General features: G+C 66.5%; 14 protein-coding genes and 1 pseudogene. 4 read left to right on the top strand and 11 right to left on the bottom strand.

The features are described 5' to 3' along the window. Positions 1 to 38: 38 nt before the first annotated feature. Together MTBLM5_RS08155 and MTBLM5_RS08150 are read right to left on the bottom strand one after the other, a co-directional pair. Complete coding sequence (locus MTBLM5_RS08155; RefSeq protein ID WP_173975475.1) at positions 39 to 494, bottom strand: response regulator; 456 nt, start codon at positions 492 to 494, stop codon at positions 39 to 41. Next, entirely contained in the window at positions 491 to 2,557 is a 2,067-nt protein-coding gene (locus tag MTBLM5_RS08150; RefSeq protein WP_173975473.1) for a PAS domain S-box protein, read from the bottom strand. Before MTBLM5_RS08150 ends, MTBLM5_RS08155 begins: the two co-directional genes overlap by 4 nt. 144 nt (positions 2,558 to 2,701) lie before the next feature. Between MTBLM5_RS08150 and MTBLM5_RS08145 the strand changes: the two genes are divergently transcribed. Then, positions 2,702 to 3,475, top strand: coding sequence for an ABC transporter substrate-binding protein (locus MTBLM5_RS08145; protein WP_173975471.1), 774 nt, complete (start codon positions 2,702 to 2,704; stop codon positions 3,473 to 3,475). Here the strand turns inward: MTBLM5_RS08145 and MTBLM5_RS08140 are convergent. The 9 genes from MTBLM5_RS08140 to MTBLM5_RS08100 form a co-directional block, all read right to left on the bottom strand. Then, positions 3,462 to 4,208, bottom strand: coding sequence for an ATP-binding protein (locus tag MTBLM5_RS08140; RefSeq protein ID WP_173975469.1), 747 nt, complete (start codon positions 4,206 to 4,208; stop codon positions 3,462 to 3,464). The two genes, MTBLM5_RS08145 and MTBLM5_RS08140, sit on opposite strands and share 14 nt — an antisense overlap. A gap of 11 nt (positions 4,209 to 4,219) precedes the next feature. Beyond that, entirely contained in the window at positions 4,220 to 4,903 is a 684-nt protein-coding gene (locus MTBLM5_RS08135) for an STAS domain-containing protein (protein ID WP_173975467.1), read from the bottom strand. Between the two features lie 39 nt (positions 4,904 to 4,942). Further along, a complete protein-coding gene (locus MTBLM5_RS08130) occupies positions 4,943 to 6,298 on the bottom strand; it encodes a PP2C family protein-serine/threonine phosphatase (RefSeq protein ID WP_173975465.1) in 1,356 nt (451 codons plus the stop codon). Positions 6,299 to 6,432: 134 nt separating this feature from the next. Further along, positions 6,433 to 7,152: a hypothetical protein gene (locus MTBLM5_RS08125; RefSeq protein WP_173975463.1), complete on the bottom strand. Its 720-nt coding sequence runs from the start codon at positions 7,150 to 7,152 to the stop codon at positions 6,433 to 6,435. Positions 7,153 to 7,172: 20 nt separating this feature from the next. Next, positions 7,173 to 8,015, bottom strand: a complete 843-nt coding sequence (locus MTBLM5_RS08120; RefSeq protein WP_173975461.1) for a hypothetical protein — start codon at positions 8,013 to 8,015, stop codon at positions 7,173 to 7,175. A gap of 11 nt (positions 8,016 to 8,026) precedes the next feature. After that, a complete protein-coding gene (locus MTBLM5_RS08115) occupies positions 8,027 to 8,389 on the bottom strand; it encodes a hypothetical protein (protein ID WP_173975459.1) in 363 nt (120 codons plus the stop codon). Continuing rightward, positions 8,376 to 9,848 (bottom strand): efflux transporter outer membrane subunit, encoded by a 1,473-nt coding sequence (locus MTBLM5_RS08110; protein WP_173975457.1) that lies wholly within the window; start codon positions 9,846 to 9,848, stop codon positions 8,376 to 8,378. The genes MTBLM5_RS08115 and MTBLM5_RS08110 overlap by 14 nt, the downstream gene beginning before the upstream one ends. Before the next feature lie 19 nt (positions 9,849 to 9,867). Then, positions 9,868 to 11,619: a LuxR C-terminal-related transcriptional regulator gene (locus MTBLM5_RS08105; RefSeq protein ID WP_217424999.1), complete on the bottom strand. Its 1,752-nt coding sequence runs from the start codon at positions 11,617 to 11,619 to the stop codon at positions 9,868 to 9,870. 21 nt (positions 11,620 to 11,640) lie between these two features. After that, positions 11,641 to 13,752 (bottom strand): hypothetical protein, encoded by a 2,112-nt coding sequence (locus MTBLM5_RS08100; protein WP_173975452.1) that lies wholly within the window; start codon positions 13,750 to 13,752, stop codon positions 11,641 to 11,643. Between the two features lie 319 nt (positions 13,753 to 14,071). Here MTBLM5_RS08100 and MTBLM5_RS08095 point away from each other — a divergent pair, with 319 nt between their 5' ends. The 3 genes and pseudogenes from MTBLM5_RS08095 to MTBLM5_RS08085 all read left to right on the top strand — a co-directional run. After that, a complete protein-coding gene (locus MTBLM5_RS08095) occupies positions 14,072 to 17,989 on the top strand; it encodes a peptidase domain-containing ABC transporter (RefSeq protein ID WP_173975450.1) in 3,918 nt (1,305 codons plus the stop codon). Continuing rightward, entirely contained in the window at positions 17,986 to 19,356 is a 1,371-nt protein-coding gene (locus MTBLM5_RS08090; RefSeq protein WP_173975448.1) for an HlyD family type I secretion periplasmic adaptor subunit, read from the top strand. Before MTBLM5_RS08095 ends, MTBLM5_RS08090 begins: the two co-directional genes overlap by 4 nt. 153 nt (positions 19,357 to 19,509) lie before the next feature. Continuing rightward, positions 19,510 to 20,222 (top strand): annotated as a pseudogene (locus MTBLM5_RS08085) (hypothetical protein); the annotation flags it as partial.

Here is a 20,222-nt window from a genome sequence, read left to right as displayed (position 1 = left end):
TAAGAATGGATGGTGAACCAGTGACGATTGTCCTTCGATCATGTGCGCGAGGGCGGCAGCCGGGTCAAGGCGAACCAGTAATCCTGGAGCCGGCGCATCGCCTGGGTGAATTCGTCGAGATCGACCGGCTTGACCACGTATCCGGCGGCGCCCAGCTGGTACGACGCCAAGACGTCGCGTTCGACATCCGAGGTGGTCAGCACCACCACCGGGATGTCCATCAGATCGGGCGAATGACGCACTTCGGCCAGGAACTCGCGGCCGTCCATGCGCGGCATGTTGAGATCCAGCAAGATCAGGTCGGGCCGGGGGGCGGTGGCGAAGCGCGGTTCCGACCGCTTCAGGAACTCGAACGCTTCCAGGCCGTCCAGCACATGGTGGACGGCGACCTTGCCCCCTTCCTCGCCGATTGCCAGCCGGACCAGATGGGCGTCGGCAAGATCGTCTTCGACCAAAAGGATATGGCGCCTGGGTGTGCCGTTCGGAAAGGTCATGGTTTTTCTGCAACCTCGAATTCGACGACGACGGTGACGCCACCGCCGGGGGTTTCCTCGATCCAGATCTGGCCGCTATTACTTTCGACTATTCGTCGGGCGATGGCCAGTCCGATCCCCGTGCCCTGCATGTCGCCGGTCCGCGGCAGGCGCTCGAACACCCTGAACACCCGTTCGCGGAATTCCGGGGCGATCCCGGTGCCGTTGTCGGCCACGGTCAGGCGAACCCGATCGGCGGTGGTCTCGCCGCTGATGATGATTTCCGGCGGCACGTCGGGGCGGCGATAACTGATGGCGTTTTCCAGCAGGATGGCGAAAAGATCGGCCAGCCGCGGGGCGTCGATGGTCAGGTGCGGCAGGTCGGTGACCAGGACGCGGGCGTGGGCCGCATCGATCCTGGGGCCGAAGCGCAAGACGACGTCGCGGGCGACGCGGGCGGTGTCGATTTCCGATTGCGCCCCCAGCGGGACGTCGGCCGCCAGGTACAGTTGCACGTCGCGCAGCAGATCGCGCAGGCGCCCGGCCTGCTGCTCGATGAAGGCCAGCGACACCTGGGCGTCCTCGTCCTCGAACCGGCCGGTCAGGCGGGTCTTGAGCCGCTGGGCGAAGCTGACCAGGCGGCGCGCCGGCTCTTGCAGGTGATGGGCGGAAATCTCGGCGAAGCGTTGCAGGCCCTCGTTGGCGCGGCCCAGGCGCAAGATCAGCGATTCGCGTTCGCGCTCGGCGCGCTTGGCCTCGGTGATGTCGGCCATCACCCCGATGAAATGGGTGGTGCGGTCGTGGCTGTCGCGAACCGCCGAAATGGTCGAAGACACATGCACCAGCGACCCGTCATTGGCGCGGTTGATGAATTCCCCGCTCCAGGATTGGCCGCGGGTCAGGCTGTCCCACAGGGCACGATAATTCTCGGACGGATTTTGTCCGCTGTTCAACAGGCGCGGGTTGCGCCCGACCGCTTGCTCGGCGGTATAGCCGAACAGGCGGGTGAAGGCCGGGTTGACATAGTCGATCACGCCGTCGGCATCGGTGACCACCACCACCACGGGCGATTGCTCGATGGCCTTGACCAGCACGCGGACCTGCGCCTGCAAGGTGCGGCGAACCAAGGCCTGGCGCAGGACCACGAACAGCACGGCGGCGGCGCCAAGGCTGACCACCGCCAACACCGCCAGGATGGAGCGGTTGCGTCCGGCCCAGTCGCGCAGGGTCTCGGCATGGCGGACTCCGATCACCACCGCGATCGGATAGCGTGCCGACAGCCGCAAGGCGGTGGCGCCCAGCGGTACGGCCAGGGATTGAACCGAGACGAAATGCTGGTCCGCTCCCGATGACAGCATCGCCGCCAGCGGAGCATTCCACTCGACCAGGCTGTCGGTGGCGATCAGCGGCTGGCCGTCCTGGCGAACCAGGCCGTGATGGCTGTCCCGGCGGAAGGCGCCGCTGGTGAAGATGTCTTCCAGATAGGCGGTGTTCAGCGCGGCGACGATCATCAAAGGCGCCGTCGAGGAGGAATCGGCCGCCACCAGCGCGACAGGAATCAGCGAACGAAGGCTGTGCTGGTCGGGCAATTCGCCCTGGTGCGGCAGGAAGCGGCTTCTTTGCAAGGTGCCGATCCGCAATCCTTGGCCGGTGGGGGCTGCCTGGTTCTTGTCCAGCCCCAACATGGCCAGATCGACCTTGGTGCCGTCGGGGCCATTGGTGTCGGCCAACACCGTGGCGCCGCGCAGGATGGTCAACTGGCGGATATGCGGGGCCAGGCGCAGGGAATCGGCCATGCGCCGGCGCGCGGCAGCCAGGTTGCGGTCGTCGCCGGCCAGGCCCGTGCGCGCTTCCTCGGCGATCACCGAAAGCGTGGTCTCGACCGATTCCAGGGTTCTGGTCACGCCTTGTTCGATGGTCCTGGCCGAGGCGACGGCCCGTTCCTCGCGATCGGCAATCGCCTGGAAATAGCCGGTCGAGACGGTCAGGAACAACACCACCGTCACCCCCACCGCAATCGCCACCGGTCCCCACCGCAACAAGGGCGGCGTTTCGACGGTCTGGCTCAGGGGCGAATGCGACATGGGGTGGGGCGAAGCTCGTCAGAGGGCGGACAGGCCGAAAAAACGGATGCAAGAAACCGCTAAATGTTGGATTATGCCTATTGTCTGGGGTGGTTAAACAAAAAAGTGGCGGCTATGCACACTTCACGCAAAATCATTTTAGCGATGGCGCTTATCTGTGCTGTCGTCGCTGGTGTTTTCGACCAGGCCCAGGCGGCAGACCGGCTGTCGGCGATCCGCAGTCGCGGCGAGATCCGCGTGTGCATCTGGCCCGATTACTTCGCCATCAGCTACCGTAATCCCCGGACCGGCGAGCTGGAAGGCATCGACATCGACATGGCCCGCGAATTCGCTCGATCGCTGGGGGTGGCGCCGGTCTTCATCGACAGCTCGTTCGCCAAGCTGATCGAGAACATGACCAACGATTCCTGCGACGTGGCCATGCATGCCGTCGGCATTCGCCCCGACCGCGCCCAGCATATGAATTTCGCCCAGCCGCATCTGGTCAGCGGCACCATCGGTGTGACCACCAAGGACAACAAGGCGATCCGCTCGTGGGCCGACATCGACGTCAAGGGCGTGGTGGTGGTGGTGATGAAGGGCACGGTGATGGAGCCGGTGATGCGCGAGACCTTGAAGGCGGCGCAATTGACCGTGGTCGATGATTTCAAGGCGCGCGAGCAGGAAGTCTTGAGCGGTCGCGCCGACATCTTCATGACCGACTTCCCCTATGGCCGGCGCATGGTCAGCCTGACCGACTGGGCCCGCCTGGTCGAGCCCGAACAGCCGTTGGCCCCCACGCCTTACGCCTATGCGGTGCCGAAGGGCGACGATGCCTGGCTGAAGGCGGTCGATACGTTCGTCGCCGCCGTCAAGGCCGACGGGCGTCTGCGCGAATCCGCCCAGCGCCACGGCCTGCTGCCGATCATCGCGCGGTGATCGGCTGGTTGAAATCCATGGTCAGGGTGCGCCCGCCGGCGGCCACCTGAATATCCGAGGCCAATTGGCGGATCAGGCCCAGCCCGCGTCCGCTCTTGGCCTCGGCCCTGGGTGACTTCCGCATCTCGGCTTCGATGTCATAGCCGTCGCCCTGGTCGGTCACCGACAATTTCAGGCCATGGTCGCCCACCGGCAAGGCGGTGATCTCGACGCGGCGGCCGGCGCGGTCCGGGTCTTCCAGGCGTTCCATCAAGGTCGCCTGGAACAGGGCGAAGCCGGCGAAATCGCTCCGCATCTTGCTGCCGATGCCCAGATTGCCATGGATGATCGCGTTGGCGACGGCTTCGGCCAGCGACAGCTCGATGTCGCCCAGGATCGCCGCCAGCTTCGGAAAGCGCACAAGCAGGGCCTCGGTGAATTGCTGGGCGATGTCGGTCTGATAGGCGATGCGGGTGTTGAGGGCCAGGGCCAGGCCGCCCCGGCCGGCGCAGTCCAGGCAGGCCTGCGGGACCGGTTGGCGGTCGCCCGGATTCCATTCGACGAAGCCGTGCGACGGCACCGTCAGCCCTTGGCGGACCTTGGCCGGGCTGGCGCGGCCGACCACGACGCAGGGCACGCCGACGGTCGGCAGGCATTCGATCACCGGTTCGACGCGCACGCCCAATTCGTCCATCTGGGCAACCAGACGGGTGGGGGGAACCATGTCGTCGTAGAAGGCGATCAACCCGGTCATCGGCGCTGTCCCTAGGCGGTTTTGGGAGCGTCGATGATCGATACGACGGTATCGACCGAGGACAGACGCAACAATTGCATCACCTTGCCGCGCGGCGACACCAGCACCAACTTGCCGTTGCGCGCCTCCAACTCGTCGCGGATGACCAGCAGCATCGACAAACCGGCCGAATCCATGAAATCAAGGCCGGAAAGTCCGACATGAAGATCGTGGATGGCCTCGGGCTTCACGCAATCCATCAGCTGTTGGAAGGCCCCATGATCGGCGAAGGTGAATCGCCCGCTCAGTTCGACCGACATCACGCCCGGCTCCAGCTCGATCAGGCCGGAAATCCGTAAATCCTGGCGCAGGTTTTGGACCGGAACGGCGGTCGGCACGGGGGCGGATTCGATGGTGTCCTCGACGTGCAGCACTTGTTCCAGCCGCGACAGCCTGAACAGCCGCCGCACCGGTCCTTGCGGGTTGCGCACCGTCACCACCTTGTCTGCCGCCTCGGCCATTTCGGTGGCCACCAGGAACAGGCCCAGGGCGAAGGAATCGATGAATTCCAGCTGGCTCAGATCCAGCACCAGATGGTTCGCCGGCCGTGCGACGAAATCGCGGATGGCCTGCAAGAACGCGTCGTTGTCCTTGAAGGTGAAGCGTCCGCTTAACGAGCAGATCTGCGGCTCTTGGGAGGTTTCGGCGATATCCATCAACGTACTCGGACAAGACTAAGGGGGCGGGAATCGCGATTACTGCCCGGGCGGGCGCGAGCGACTGATCCACAAGATGGTGAGGTCGTCATCGACGCCAACCGTGTTGCGGGCAAAAAAACCATCCAGCAGGGCCTGCAGCCGGCTGCCGATGGCGGCGCCGCGGCAACGGTCGGCCAGTTCGACGGTGCCGGTCTGGTCCAGCATGGTGCCTTCGGAATCGCAGGTCTCGGGCAGGGCGTCGCTGTAGAGCACCAACTGGTCGTTCAGGCCGAACGGGATCGTCGAGGTTTCGTAAAAGGCCTTGGTCGAGATGCCCAGCGGCAGGCCACGCGTGTCCAACGCGACCGGCGGGGCGTCGCCCGAGAAGTGCAACGGCGGCGGCCAGCCGCCGGCCGCCCAGCGCAGTTCGTTGGCGGCGCAATCGATGATGCCGTAAAACACCGTCGCATACTGGCCGGTCGGCAGAAGCGGCTTCATGGCGACGTTCAGTGCGGTCAGCAATTCGGCCGGGTCCGACGCCAGGTGGGAATGGTCGTGGATCAGCGCATGCAGGCGAAAGGCGTTCAGCGCCGCCTGGACGCCATGGCCGGAAAAGTCGAAGGCCAGGAAGCCGATGGCGTTGTCGCCGCAATCCAGGCTGCTCCACAGATCGCCGCCGATGCCGGAAGACGGTTCGAAATAGGTCTCGACCATCAGGCCCAGATGGTCCAGCCGGGGGCGCAGGCGATCCGGCCGGGGCAACAGGGCGAACTGCATCGAGCGCGCCGCGTCGATTTCCTGCTGCATGCGGCTGCGTTCGGCTTCCAGCATGGTCACCAGCGACTGGAAGGCCTGCTGGGTCTTCATGCGGGCGATGGCGTAACGGATCGCCCGGGCGACCATCCCCGACGACACGTCGCCCTTGACCAGGAAATCCTGGGCGCCGACCTCCAGGGCGTAATTGGCCAGCTTGGGGTCCGACAGGCCGGTCATCACCACGATCGGCAGCGAACGGGCCACCGCCTGGATCTTGCCCAATGTGCCGATGCCGGCGGAATCGGGCAGGGTCAGGTCCAGCAGGACCGCATCCCAACCCGGAGTTTCCAGTTGGGTCTTGGCGTCGGCGATCGAGCGGACATGGGTGACCTTGAAGCGGGCCTCGTCCGACGATTGCAGGGCTTCCCATACCAGGCGGGCGTCACCGGGATCGTCTTCGACCAGCAGCACACGAACCGGGCGGTCGACCGAGAAGGCGTTGACCGAAAGGCGGGGAATATCGGCCGTCTGGGGGCGAAGGATCGTCGCGTGCGGCCCTTGCTCGATCACCAACAAACCGGTTTTCAAAGTGTCGGAACCACCCATTCCTGCCTCGCCCTGGTGACCTGACCCGAACAGTCCGACGGCACCGGTCACCAACCAATCCGAATGGCGAAACTACGGGAAGTTGCGCACATTCGCCACGCGAAAGATGGCGCGGAAGGTGGTTTGCCCGACCCATTCCGAATATTCGATACGTTCGTATAGGGTCGCGCCAAACCGTTCGGCTGTCAACCGCCGACCCGCCGCCACCGCTCGATGCGGGCCAATTGGGCGTTGATTTGCTCGGCGGTCACCACACCGACATAGGTGCGGCCGTGATTCATGCGAAAGCGGACCCGAAGGTCGGTATCGCCGGCCCTGGTCAGCAAATCCTCGGGCAGGATGGCGGTGATTTCCTCGTCGTGGTCGCAGCCGATCCACAGGACGCGGGCGCAGGTACCGACCGCCAGATGCGGCACCCCCAGCTTCAAGGGCACCGGACTCTTATCGGCCTCGGTCAGCGTGGATTTGCTGTCGTGCGTTCGGGGCTTCTCGAACGAGGCGTTGGAACGGTCATGCTCGACCCAGCTGCTGTCGGCGCGTTCGTCGCGGCCGCTGCGGCGGGCCTCGGCGGCGACCCAGTAATCGATGCCCGAGCCGACCCAATGGACGCGAAGGTCGATCCAGTGGGTGACGGCGCCGGTTTGCTTGTCGACCTCGCTGCGCAGGCGGTGACCGTCGCGGCCGATGTCGGGACCTTGCGGGGCCAGGATCGGCGGCCCGTAGAACACCAGCTTGCCATTGGTCAGGTCGTCTCGGACCAGCACGTCGGTCTGCGGCGGGCGGGGATTGGCTTGGTCCAGGCTGGTGGTCGGCGGCTGACGGGTGTTCCAGCCGCAGCCCGACAGCATGACGGCCACCAGCAGGGCGGCCAGGGAGGGGCGGGCAAGGGGGCAAGGCTTCGTCATCGGCGGCTCTTTCTTGGCAATCAGGGGGCGCGCTCGGGCGGTGCGGCAACGGTGCCGCCCACCACCACCATGGCGCCGTGGTCGGCGGCCCGGGTCAGTCGGGCGAAGGGGGGGACGCGGCTGCTTTGGTGAACGTCGCCGCCCAGCGGGGACAGGCCGCCATTGACCAGGGGTGGCGCGAAACGGACGGTGAAATCGGGCGCCACCAGCAGGCCGGGGCGGGTGGGGTCCTTGGGCAGCTTGCCATAGATTTCGACGAAGCTGGCGGGCATGGGGTCGAAGCGGGCCGGTGCATTGGTGGAAAAGCGCAGCGAGCCGATCTCGACCCGGCGGGCGCGCCCATGGTCGGTGACCGACAGATCGACCCATTGGCCGGGCAAGGGCGCGGCGGCGCGCGCTTCCATGCGGAAGGTGTAGCGCCCGGGCTGCCAGGCATAAGGCAGCCTGACGCTGGCGAAGTCGCCCTCGCCCGATTGGGTGTGGGTCATCGCCTCGGCCCAGCCGCCCGGTCCGGGCTTGCCGTCGCCGGCCTCGGCCGCGCCCCAGCGCGAGAAGATGAAGCCCTTGCCCATCATCTTGCGGGTGTTGCCGTTATAAAGGTCGGTCTGCAGGCCGAAATAGAACATGTTGCCGCCGATCTTGCCGTTGAGCGGCGCGACATAGACGTACTGGCCGGGCTCGACCCGGCCCTGGATTTCGACCTCCATCGACAAGGTGCGGAAGTCGGCGATGTCGGGCATGCGATAGAAATAATCGACCAGATGCCAGGGCAGCCGCTTCCATTCCTGGGCGCCGGCCGGCCCGGCCGCGACCAGCAAGGCCGCCAGGGCGACAAACACAAGATGACGAAGGGCCCCCAGCATCGGCCGCGATCCTATTGGGCCGGCAGGCAGCGATAGCGGAAGGCGTGGTGGCCCTCGGCATAGGTGCCCGGCGTCGGCGCGACGGTAAAGCCGTGCCAGCACAACTGGTCGACCACGGTCTCGGCGGCGCGGGCGGCGGTCACCCGGTCCAGGCGCTGGGTCGCCGGCGACTGCACCCACTCGAAGGTCTTGGCCTCCCACGCCACCACTTCGACCTCTTCCGGTTGCATGCGGATCCACGACACCGAAATCTCGCGCCCGTCCAGTTGGACATGGTGCAGGGTGCTGCGACGGAAGGTGGTCTCGCTGCACGCCCCCAGCCCGATGATGGTCGCGGCCAGGACGGCCAGGCGGATCGGCTTAGCCGTTGGCATCGGTGGTCTCCTTCGGGCCTTCGGCGGCGGGGGTCTCGGTGGGCGGCGGCGGCTCTTCCAGCCCGCCCCCCAACGCCTTGTACAGGTTGACGGCGGCGGTCAGGCGGGCGAAACGGGCCTGCACCAGCTCGTCCTCGGCATTGTACTGGGTGCGCTCGGTTTCCAGAACGGTCAGGTAATCGATGATGCCGATCCCGAACGAGCGCTCGCTCAAGCGCTTGGCCTCGCGGGCGTGGCGCAGCCGCGCGGTGCTGGCCTCGTCGCGGTCGGCATAGTGGCGTACCGAGGACAGCGCGTCCTCGACGTCGCGCAACGACGAGAAGATGCTCTTGCGATAGGTCTCGACCAGTTCGCCCCAGCGGGCCTCGTAATAGGCGATTTCCGACTGGGTCTTGCCGTTGTCGAACAAGGTCTGGGCCAGCGAGGCGGTGACGGTCCAGAACATGCTGATCGGGCTCATCACGTTGATGAGCTCCTTGCTGCCGTAGCCGCGTTCGCCGGTCAGCGAGATGCTGGGGTAAAGCTTGGCGCGCGCCATGCCGATATTGGCGTTGGCGGCGACCATGTCGGATTCCGCCTTGCGGATGTCGGGGCGGCGCAGCAGCAATTCCGACGGCAGGCCGGGGCGGACGGTGGGGATGGCGACGCTGGCCAGCGGCCGGCAGCCCAGCTTCAGGTCGTTGGGGGCGCGCCCCAGCAACAGGGCCAAGCGATGGAACTGCTGATCGCGGGCCAGGTTGAGAATGGGAAGCGTGGCTTCGGCCTGGGACAGCATGGCGCTTTGCGAGGCGACCTCGAGGTCGCTGCCTTCGCCGACGGCGCGGCGGCGCTTCACCTTCTCCAGCACCCGCTTCATGTTGTCGACATTGGCCTCGGCGACCAGGACGCGGTCGCAGCCTTGCAGATATTGGAAATAGGCGGTGGCGACATCCGACACCAGGGTCATCGCCACCGTCTCGCGGTCGAATACGCTGGCCTGGGCGGTGGCCAGGGCGGCCTCCATCGCCTTGCGGTTCTTGCCCCAGAAATCCAACTCGTAGCTGGATTTCAACCCGACCTGATAGGTGCGGTCCGACCGTTCGGTCTCGGTGGTCGAGGTCTGCACCGAGCCGACGCCGCCCTTGGGGGCGCGGGCGGTGCCCGAGCCGGACAGTTTCAGGTCTGGCAGCAGGGCACCGGCCTCGACCCCGGCCTTGGCCTCGGCCTGGGCGATGCGCTGGACGGCGGCGCGCAGGTCGTGATTGTTGGCCAGCGCTTCGTCGACCAGGCTGTTGAGTTCGGGTGATTGGAACTCGGTCCACCAGCGGGTCGGCGGCGGCGGCAGGCTTGGCTGGTCCCCCGAGGTCCGAAACGATTCCGGCACCGGGGTTTCGGGGTGAACATAGTCCGGGCCGACGGTGCACGATGCCACCAGCAACGCGGCCAAGGCCGTTCCCGTTTTCCATGTCAGGCGATTCATCGGCAGGAAATTCCCCTTGCTAACTCTCGCCGTTCTCGGCCCAAGGCGCGCCGCGCCCGGCCAGCAGAACGGCCTTCAACACTTCGCGAACCAGCGGATGGCGTATCGCCACCCGGCCGGCCTCGACCTTCAAGACGCCGCCCTCGACGGCGCGCTTCACCTCATGGTCGCAATCGCCATACTCGGCCGGCCACAGGCTTTTCAGCCGTTCCACCGTCACATCCTCGGCGCGCGACACCAGCCGCAGCAGGCCACGATGCAGGCCAAGGGAATCGATGCGTGACAGGACCAGGGTCACCAGGCTCATCGGCGGGGTCGGGGCGCCGTCATGCAGACCGGACGACATCAGCTCCGAGCGGGCCAGTTCGACGGCGAACAAAGGCACCCCTTCAGCCAGGTCGGCGATCTGTTGGCGGGTGGCGGGGCTCAGGCGGTCGGCGGTCTCGGCGGCGACGATGGCGGCGATCTCGTCATGGGCCAGCCGGGTCATGCGCAGGCGCGCCGACCAATTCACGCCTTCAAGGCGCAGCCGGCGGGCGGCGATCAGCACCACCAGCGGCGCGCGCGTGGCGGTCTCGGCCAACAGGGCGATCAGCTCGGCTTCCAAGGCGGTGGCGCGTTGGGAATCGTCGATGAACACCAGCACCGGCCCGGCGGCCAAGGCCCGCTCCAGGCCCTGCCGGGCGTCGTCGAGGCCGGGATTGGACGGCGGCCTTCCCTTGCGCCGGCCCAGCGCCACCAGGCCTTCCAGCAGGCTGTCGTTCTCGGTGCCGGCCCGACAGGTCAGGCGGGTCCCCATGTCGGCGGAAATGGCGGCGACGAAGGCCTCGCACAGGGCGGATTTGCCCATGCCGGCCTCGCCCTCGACCAGGGCGGTCATCCCGGTGCCGGCGGCCTTGGCCGCATCATAGGCGTCGCGGAGCGCCAGCAATTCGTCGATCCGGTTGACCAGGGGACGGGCCGGGCGAGGCGGTGGCGGCATCTTGAACGGCCGCCGGGTCAAGCCCAAGGAATCGTCGGTCAGCCACGCCAGGCTGTTGACGTCCATCCCGGTGAACGCGAGCAGCCGCCGCGCCGCGGTGTCGGTGCGCAAGGTGCCGGGCGCGGCGCCATCGCGCAGGTCGCGGGCGCGGGCGATGGCGTGGCCGGCGACGCTTTCCCCGGTCCAGCCGCCATGGCGGTGCATGCTGGCCACCAGGAAGCCCGAGGCCAGCCCGGCCCGCACGCAGCCGAATCCCGGATCGGTCTGGAGGGCGACCGCCTGGGCCATGGCCAGCGCGGTGCGGACATCGTGTTCGCCGACCCGATGCAGGCCGAACAGCACGTCGATGCCGATGCCGGGCAGGGCGACCACGGTGCAATCGTGCTCGGCGGCAAGCGCCGACAAGGTGCGGTTCAGCGCCCGCCAGGCCTGGTCGCCGGCCGGGCCGCCATCGGCGGCGGTGGCCCCGACGCTTAAGATGCAGGTCGGGCGCAATTCGATCAGGCTGTCGTCGGCCGGCATCGACAAGATCGCCGCGCTGCCGCGGTGGGCCTGCCAATCGAGGCCCGTGGATCGGCTGATCGCCTCGGCGCGCGAGGCGACATTGAGCTTGCGGAACAAGGCGACGACGTGCTGCTTGACGGTGCCCAGGCCGATGCCCAGTTCGTTGGCGATATCCTTGTTCCCCTTGCCGGCGCGGACCAGCGCCAGGATTTCCTGCTGACGCAAGGTCAGGTCGCCTTGGTCGGCCTGATCTGCCGGGCTTGGGGTGGGGGGGCGCGCGCTCATGCGCATGACCGCGCCCCGCGCTCAGCGAGACAGGACGCGGAAGACCTGTTCCAGCAACTGATCGACGCGCTGGCGCGTCACCGCTGCCGGGGCAGGTTGCGCCGAGCTGTCGGCGGCGGGTGCGGTCGGTTCGGCACTGGTCTCGACGGTGGTCTCGACGGCGGTCTCGACGGCGGCTTCGGCCACCGGCGCCGGTTCCGGTTCCGGTTCCGGTTCCGGCGCCGTCGCGATAGCGACCTCGGCGGGCGCTTCTGCTGCGGGTTCGGGCATGGTCGCCGGGCCGGGCTCGGGGGCCGTCGCGACGGCGATCTTGACCTCGGAATCGGTTGCTTGCGTCGGTGCGTGATCAAGCTTGTCCGAGGAGTCCGGAGCCGTCGCCGGTTGTTCCGAAATCTTGACGCTTTCTTCGGCGATGGGAGCCGCAGCTGCGGTTGCGACGGGTTCGGCCTGCGTCTCGGCGGTGGCTTCGACCGGAGGCGGGACGGGAACCGGCGCCGGAGCCGGAGCCGGGGCCGCGACGGCGGCGGGAGCCGGGGCAGGAGCAGGCGCCGGAGCGGCCTGCGCATTCTTGGCCGACTTGGGTGCCGGATTGGGCGCCTGAGCCTGAACCGGAGCTGGCGGCTGGGGTGGCGTCTGCGGCCGTGCCTTCTGGACCGGAGCCGGAGCCGGGGCAGGAGCTGGCGCGGCCACCGGGGCGACCACCGGGGCGACCGGTGCCGGCGAAACGATTGCGGCCGGCTTGGCCGGGGCGACGGGTGCGACGGGGGCGACCGGCGGGGCGTCCATCATCGACGGGTCCAAATCCATGGCCAGGCCCAGGCCCGCTTCCATGTTGCCCAGGCGCTGTTCGATCGCTCCCAGGAACGGCTTCAGCGCCGCCAGGTCCTTCTTCAGATCGGTGCGGCCTTCGACCGTGGCGATCCGCTGCGAAATCAGCTGCAGCAAATCGTGCAGCGGCGTCAGATTGACCGGCTCGACCGCCGGGGTCTCGTCGATGCGGCGCTCGATGCGCGACACCCGCCGGGCGATGGTCTGCAGCATCTCGTTGAGCGGAGCCAGATCGACGGCGGGAATGGTGATGGCCGCCGGGATCGCCTCGACCTTGCCCTCGACCCGCGACATCCGCCGGGCGATGGTTTCCAGTTGGGAATTGACCGGCTTGAGGTCCGGCTTGGCCCCGACGATGGCCGCGGGGATGGCCGAGACCTTGGTATCGACCCCCGCGACCCGGTTGTCGACGGCGGCGACCCGGTGATCGACGGTGGCGATCTGATCGACCACGTTGCGCAGCAGTTCGGCCACCGGGGTCATGTTGGGAATCGAGCCCGAGATCGCGTCGGGGATCGCCACCACATGGCCTTCGACCCGCGACATATGGCGGGCCAGGGCGTCCAGGTGGGCGGTGATCGGCGACAGGTCCGGCGCGGTGTCGGGGACCACCAGCGAGACCGGAAGCTTGTCGACCTTGCCTTCGACCCGCGACATGCGCCGGGCGATGGTTTCCAACTGGGCGGTGACCGGGCCCAGGTCGGGCTGCTGGCTCTTGCCGACCGCCGACGGCAGGGTATCGACCTTGCCCTCGACCCGCGAGACCCGCCGGGCGATGGTTTCCAATTGTTGCCCGATCGGCGACAGATCGACCTGGGTCAGCGCCGTCTCGGACTCGTCTTCGATCAATTGCTCGATATGGTTCAGCCGCTCGGCGATGGTGGTGAGCACACCGGGGTCACTGCTGACGACCGGGCCGGCGCTGCCCGACTTCATTTCCAGGCGGTCCAGCCGCTGGCTGATATGTTCGAACCCGGCGGCAGTGTCGTGGGCGGCGTTCTGCACCGCGTTGCGCAGGCCGGCCAGATGCTGGCTGACCGTCTTCAAGGCGCTGGCGAACGTCTCGATGGCGGCCAGCGACTGCAGGTCGCGCCGTTCCATCCGGGCCAGGGTTTCCAGCACCGCCTCGGCCGCATAGGTGCGGCTGCTGGCGTTCAACGCCTCGAAGGTGAAGGACAGCGCCTCGAGGCGGTCCAGCAACTGGTCCATCGAGCCGGCCTCGATCGCGCCACCCTTGCCCGTCAACGCCACCGCGCCCGCCGAGTGTGGCGGGCGCAGGCCGACATCCTTGGTCTTTTCGTCCACGGCTGTTCCCTGTTCTGCGCCAGTACCGACGACACGGAAGGTCATTGTCGAATTCGCCCGCTGAATTTACCCCGAATTACTATGATACGCTTCATGCGGTGTTACAAGTGTTCCCGGGTAATGCGTTGAAACGAAAAGTGTCGATTGAAGGTTCCGGGCTTGAAATGGCGCAAGGAATCCACCACCCTCCAAGCGTCGGAAGTGTTCGATTGCGGCGCTTGGTCAGGTGAAGACAACAGGTGTCGCCAGCAGGTAGTGGTCGATGGCACAAGTAACGCGAGAAACAACGTCCGAGCAATCTCATACTGATTTCTTTCGCTTGTCGGATATCGGCAAGCTGCTGCCCGAGCTTGGGCTGGCTTCGACCGTCATCAATATCCTGGCGCTCGCCCTGCCGATCATGCTGCTGCAGATCTATGACCGCATCATTCCGCACCAGTCGATGTCGACCCTGGGGATGCTGACCGTCGGCGTGGTGGTGGCCATGGTGTTGGAATCGGCGGTGCGCATGGGGCGCAATTACGTCACCGGCTGGCTGGGCGCCGCCTTCGAGCACCGGCTGTCGTGCGAGGCATTCAAGCGCTTGCTGCGCGCGCCCTTGCCCGATTTCGAGGCGCACGGCCCGACGGTGCTGATGGAACGCCTGCGTGCCAGCGCCAAGGTGCGCGAGTTCTATTCCGGCCAGGCCCTGTTGTCGCTGTTCGACGTTCCATTCGTGGTGGTCTATATCGCCCTGATCGCGCTGCTGGGCGGCTGGCTGGCGATGGTGCCGGTGGCTTTGGTCTGCGGCTTCACCCTGGTCGCCATCCGCAACGGCCGCAAGGTCAGGGACGACATCCGCCGCCGCGCCGAATTCGACGAGCGCCGCTTCAGCTTTCTGGCCGAGGCCCTGACCGGCATCCATTCGGTCAAGAGCATGGCGATGGAAGAGATGATGCAGCGCCGCTACGAGCTGCTGCAGGACGTGAATGTCGAACACAGTCACGACAGCGCCAAGCATTCGGTGGTCGCGCTGAATATCGGCCAGTTGTTCGCGCAATTGGCCACCATCGCCGTGGTCGGCGTGGGCGCCGGCCTGGTGGTGGCGGGCTCGATGACCCCCGGTGCGCTGGCCGCCTGTATCATGCTGGCCGGGCGCAGCTTGCAGCCGTTGCAGGGCGTGTTGGGGACCTGGATCCGTTTCCAGGGCTTCGCCGTCGCCCGCCAGCAGATCGAGAAGCTGTTCGACCTGGGCGCCCGCGAGCAGGCCCAGCCGATCCTGCCCAAGGTCGAAGGCGAGGTTCGCCTCGACAATGTCGCCCTGACCTATCCCGGCATGCCCAAATCGGTTCTGTCGGGCGTGTCGATGCACATCAAGGCCGGCGAATGCGTCGCCATCGTCGGTGATAACGGCAGCGGCAAGTCGACCCTGCTGGGCTTGATGGCCGGTCAGTTGTTGCCGAGCGAAGGAACGATCTCGGTTGATGGGTTCGATCTGGCGCAGTTCTCGCCGTCCAGCGTGTCGCAGCGCATCGGCTATCTGCCGCAACAGGGCGTGCTGGTCGATGGCACCATCCTCGAGAATCTGACCATGTTCAACCCGGCCCTGGTCGAGCGCGCCTATGAAGTGGCGGCGATGCTGGGATTGGACCGGGTGGTGTCGGGCATGCGGTTGGGATACGACACCCCGGTCGGCAATTCGGCCTCGGAATCGATGCCGGCCGGGATCAAACAGCGTATCGCCATCGCCCGCGCCCTGGTGCACGACCCGGCGGTGATCTTGTTCGACGAGGCCAACATTGCCATCGATTCCGCCGGTGACGAGCTGCTGCGCGAATGTCTGGTCAGCCTGAAGGGCCACAAGACCATGATCCTGGTGACCCCCAGGCCGTCGCTGGTCAAGCTGGCCGACCGGGTGTTCAACCTGATCGATGGCAAGATCACCCTGGAGGGCGAAGCCCCGGCCGCGGCCTTGCCGGCTCCGGCCCAGCCGGCCGCGGCCCAGCCCGCCAAGGTCGAGTCCGCCAAGGTCGAGACCGTCACCGCCGACGCCCCGGCCATCAAGGCCGCGCCTCCACCTCAGGCCAAGCCGGTCGCGCCGTCGGGCGCCAAGGCCGAGCTGGTGCCGGTCGCGCGACCGTTGCCGGACGAACGCATGACCGCGACGGTGCTCGAGCGTTTCCCCGAATTGTCCGACTTGACCCTGTGCCTGCCGACCTTGTTGAAGGCCATGGATTGGCGCGGCTCGGCCCGGCAGTTGGCCGAGGCGCTGCCCCATTTCGCCCGCTCGCTGGACATTGCCGGCTTCCGCCGGGTGATGGCCAACCTGCGCTTCAATTGCCACACCATCGATCTCAAGCTGAACGGCGTCGATCCGCGCATCCTGCCGTGCCTGTTCGTGCCCGATGACGGCGACGCCCTGGTGCTGGTCCGCTATGACGAGGGGCAGGGATTCTTCTGCTTCGACGGCCGCACGCTGACCACCCAGCATGTGCCGGCTTCGGCGGTTTCCGGCCAGATCCACGTCTTCCGCGAGGCCGACGACGCCGTCGAGGAGGCCGAGGCCGGCAGCTGGATGAAGCGGGTGTTCGGCCGTTTCCGTTCGCTGGTATGGCTGTCGCTGGTTCTGACCATCGGCATCAACCTTCTGGTGCTGGTGCCGCCTTTGTTCGTCATGGCGGTGTTCAACCGCATCATCCCCAGCGGCGATGTGGGGCTGATTCCGTTCCTGTTCCTGGGCCTGGTCGGCGCCTTGGCCATTGACTGGCTGGTGCGTCATCTGCGCGCCCGGGTGATTTCCTATATCGGGGCCAGGGGCGAGTTCCTGATCGGCTCGGCGATCTTTCGCCGCATCCTGGCGCTGCCGGCCTGGGCCACCGAGCAGGTGACGGTGGGCAGCCAACTGTCGCGCCTGAAGGATTTCGAATCCTTACGCGAGCTGTTCCTGGGCGCCATCGCCCTGGTGTTCTACGAGATTCCCGCCGCCTTGGTGTTCGTGGTGGTGCTGGGCGCGATCGAGCCGTCCCTGCTGGTGGTGCTGCTGATCTCGGTGCTGGCCTTCACCCTGCTGGGTGTGGTCACCCAGCCCAAGATGGTGGCGCAGACCACAAATGCCTCGAAGCACGGCACCAACCGCCAGGAATTCCTGGCCGATGCCCTGTCGAAGATGCGCGCCATCCGTCAGGCCGGCGCCGAATCGCGCTGGTTCGACCGCTACCGGCTGCTGTCGGGCAAGTTCGTCGCCGCCGAGCTGGAATCGCAGCACGTCACGTCGAACCTGGCGGTGTTGTCGCAGGCCATCGGACAATTGACCGGCCTGGCCGCCCTGGTGACGGTGGTGGCCCGGGTCTTCGACGGCTCCAGCAGCACCGGCGCGGTGGTGGCGGCGATGATGATCCTGTGGCGGCTGATCTCTCCGCTGCAGACCGGCTTTTTGTCCATCACCACCCTTTATCGGGCGGTCGCGTCCATCAAGCAGATCGACGGGCTGATGCGCCTGAAGACCGAGCACGATGTGGCGCTGCCGCGCAACGCCACCCGCAATTTCCAGGGTGAACTGCAGTTCGCCCGTGTGTCCTTCCGCTATTCCAACGATGCCGACCCGGCGCTGTTGGGCGTGTCGTTGAAGATCGACCCCAAGCGGGTGGTGGCCATCGCCGGCCCCAACGGCGCCGGCAAGTCGACCCTTTTGAAGCTGATCACCGGCTTGTACGTCCCTCAAGCCGGCAGCGTGCGGCTGGACAATGTCGATATCCGCCAGCTGGACCCGCAGGACCTGCGCTCGCTGGTGTCCTATGCGCCGCAGCGTTGCGATCTGTTCTTCGGCACCATCGCCCAGAACCTGCGGCTCAGCCATCCGATCGCCAACGAGGACGAATTGCGCTGGGCCGCCCAGTTGGCCGGCGTCTATGACGACATCATGGCCATGAAGGAAGGCTTCAACACCCGCATCTCGGACGGCCAGGGCGAGCAATTGCCCAACGGCTTCCGCCAGCGCCTGTCCCTGGCCCGCGCCTATCTGAAGCCGGCGCCGCTGATCTTGTTCGACGAGCCCGGCAACGGCCTGGATTACGAAGGCGATCAGATCTTCCTGGCGGCGATCGAGCAATTGCGCAAGACCTCGACCATCATCATCGTCAGCCATCGGCCCAGCCATCTGCGCGCCGCCGACGCGGTGGTCTATATGGAAGACGGCTATGTCCGCGAGGTCGGCACCTTCGAGCAACTGAAGAACGTGATCATGGGGAACCTGCGATGAGCGAATCCAATTCCGCCGCGGCCTCGGCGCCCGGCACCCAGTTGGTGATCGCCCGGGGAGGCCGTCAGCGCAAGTTGCTGTCCGAGCCGATCCTGTTCGAGGAAGCCAGCCTGCCATCCTTCGTCCGCAGCGGCCTGATCACCGCCGCCGCCTTGCTGGTGCTGTTCATCGTGTGGGCCTCGATCGTGCGTATCGACGAGATCTCGGCGGCGCCCGGCCAGGTGATCCCCACCGGGCAGATCAAGGTGGTGCAGCACCTGGAAGGCGGCGTGGTCGCCGATATTCTAGTTGTCGATGGCCAGAAGGTCGAGGAAGGGCAGGTGCTGGTGCGCATGGAAGCCGCCGACGCCAGTTCCGAACACCAGCAGATGTTGGCGCGCTATTACGGATTGCTGCTCAGGGCCGAACGCCTGAAGGCGGTGACCGAGCGGCGCAAGCCCGACTTCGCCAAGGTCACCCCCGATTATGCCGATTTGGCCGCCGACCAGCAGCGCCTGTACGAAGGCCAGTTGATGGCCCGCAAAAGCGCCATCGACGTCATCGACAGCCAGATCGACCAGAAGCGCCGAGAGGTCAAGCAATTGCGCGACGCGCTGTCCATCGCCCAGCAGCAATTGCGCCTGACCACCGACCAGACGGTGATCCGCCAGGAAGCGGCGCAAAGCGGCGTGGTGTCGCGTCAGACCTATCTGGAAACCGCGCGCGCCAAGGTCGCCGCCGAGGGCGAAGTCACCCGCATCGCCGAGCAGATCAAGGTCGCCACCGACGCGCTGTCCGAGGTCGAACGCCGCCGGGCCAGCCAGGGCGCCACCCAGGAACAGGACGCGCTTTCCGAACTGGGCTCGGTGACCAACGAGGCCGAGCAGGTCAAGAACGCCCTGACCAAGCTGCAAGACCGCGTCACCCGCCTGGAGATCAAGGCGCCCGTCGCCGGCCAGGTGCAGGATTTGCGGGTCCACACCATCGGCGAGGTGCTGGCCGCCGGCGGCACCTTGGCCCGCATCGTGCCGTCGAACGCAGTGTTGGAAGCCGAGGTCAAGATTTCCACCGCCGATATCGGCCATGTCGCCATCGGCCAGCCGGTCAAGGTCAAGGTGTCGTCCTACGATTACAATCGCTACGGCACGCTGCCCGGCACCCTGATCAAGGTGTCGCCGACCACATTGATGGAAGAAAACGACAAGAAGCCGTTCTACCGCGGCATCGTCCAGATCGCCCGGCCCTATATGGGGCCGGCCGAGAACCAGAACATGGTGCTGCCGGGCATGTCGGTGGATGCCGACATCGTCACCGGCGAGAAAGTCCTGATCCAGTATCTGTTCAAGCCGGTCTTCGTGTCGCTGAAGAGTTCGTTCCACGAACGGTGACGATAGCGGCTTGTGCGCAAGTCGAATTTACCCGGGCGATGGGGGCGTTAAATGCCTCGATCGCCCGGTTTTCGTTGTAACCCCTGGCCGCGTTGTTCTTTCCGCCCGGGGGTTTAGGATGGATGGTGGAATGCTGTCCCTAGGGGTACCACCATGGCCGACGAAAACAAAGACGCTCCCGAAACCGGATCACTCAGCAACGAACAGAAGCTGGATACCCAGATCCTCGATGATTTGACCGCGCTGCGGGACAGTCTGCCCGAGGGCGAGGAGCGTGCGGTCGAACATCGCGACGCCGAGCAATCGGTGGGCGACAATTCCGACCTGGCCAACGTGCAAAGCGGATTCCGCGAAAATGAAATCGCCGCGCTGGCCGATGGCGGCGGCGAGGCCTTGCTGGGCCGTGGCGCCCAATTCGGGATCGATCCGTTCGGCGCCCGCGCCCCCATTGACCCGATCGAAGTTGGTTCCGACGGACAGCAGCAGCCGGTTCCCCCGACAGACATTCCCCCGGCCCAGTTCGGCGCCAATTTGCCGAACCAGCCCGAGCCCGGCCCGACCCCCGAAGACCGCTTCCCCGAAGTGACCCCGACGCCGGAACCGGCGGCCGAGGATCGCGACGACCAGCCGGCTCCGACCCAGCCGGCTCCGACCGTTGCCCCGCCGCAGGCGACCACGCCGCCGACCACTGAAGCACCGGTGACCACCACCCAGGCCGTGACGACGACCGAGCCGGTGACCACCACCGAGAACGTGACGACGACCGAGCCGGTGACCACCACCGAGAACGTGACGACGACCCAGCCGGTGACCACCACCGAGACGGTGACGACGACGCAGCCGGTGACCACCACCGAGACCGTGAC

Source organism: Magnetospirillum sp. LM-5 (assembly GCF_902729445.1).
Lineage (GTDB): Bacteria > Pseudomonadota > Alphaproteobacteria > Rhodospirillales > Magnetospirillaceae > Magnetospirillum.
Note: the sequence above shows the minus strand (reverse complement) of the source record. Positions and strands in the feature narration are given on the sequence as shown.

What these genes read in the sequence shown, in the direction of transcription:
- MTBLM5_RS08125 (WP_173975463.1), bottom strand. Translation starts at nt 7,152, where the DNA reads ATGACGAAGCCTTGCCCCCTTGCCCGCCCCTCCCTGGCCGCCCTGCTG.
- MTBLM5_RS08135 (WP_173975467.1), bottom strand. Translation starts at nt 4,903, where the DNA reads ATGGATATCGCCGAAACCTCCCAAGAGCCGCAGATCTGCTCGTTAAGC.
- MTBLM5_RS08150 (WP_173975473.1), bottom strand. Translation starts at nt 2,557, where the DNA reads ATGTCGCATTCGCCCCTGAGCCAGACCGTCGAAACGCCGCCCTTGTTG.
- MTBLM5_RS08115 (WP_173975459.1), bottom strand. Translation starts at nt 8,389, where the DNA reads ATGCCAACGGCTAAGCCGATCCGCCTGGCCGTCCTGGCCGCGACCATC.
- MTBLM5_RS08120 (WP_173975461.1), bottom strand. Translation starts at nt 8,015, where the DNA reads ATGCTGGGGGCCCTTCGTCATCTTGTGTTTGTCGCCCTGGCGGCCTTG.
- MTBLM5_RS08155 (WP_173975475.1), bottom strand. Translation starts at nt 494, where the DNA reads ATGACCTTTCCGAACGGCACACCCAGGCGCCATATCCTTTTGGTCGAA.
- MTBLM5_RS08145 (WP_173975471.1), top strand. Translation starts at nt 2,702, where the DNA reads ATGGCGCTTATCTGTGCTGTCGTCGCTGGTGTTTTCGACCAGGCCCAG.
- MTBLM5_RS08110 (WP_173975457.1), bottom strand. Translation starts at nt 9,848, where the DNA reads ATGAATCGCCTGACATGGAAAACGGGAACGGCCTTGGCCGCGTTGCTG.
- MTBLM5_RS08140 (WP_173975469.1), bottom strand. Translation starts at nt 4,208, where the DNA reads ATGACCGGGTTGATCGCCTTCTACGACGACATGGTTCCCCCCACCCGT.
- MTBLM5_RS08105 (WP_217424999.1), bottom strand. Translation starts at nt 11,619, where the DNA reads ATGAGCGCGCGCCCCCCCACCCCAAGCCCGGCAGATCAGGCCGACCAA.
- MTBLM5_RS08090 (WP_173975448.1), top strand. Translation starts at nt 17,986, where the DNA reads ATGAGCGAATCCAATTCCGCCGCGGCCTCGGCGCCCGGCACCCAGTTG.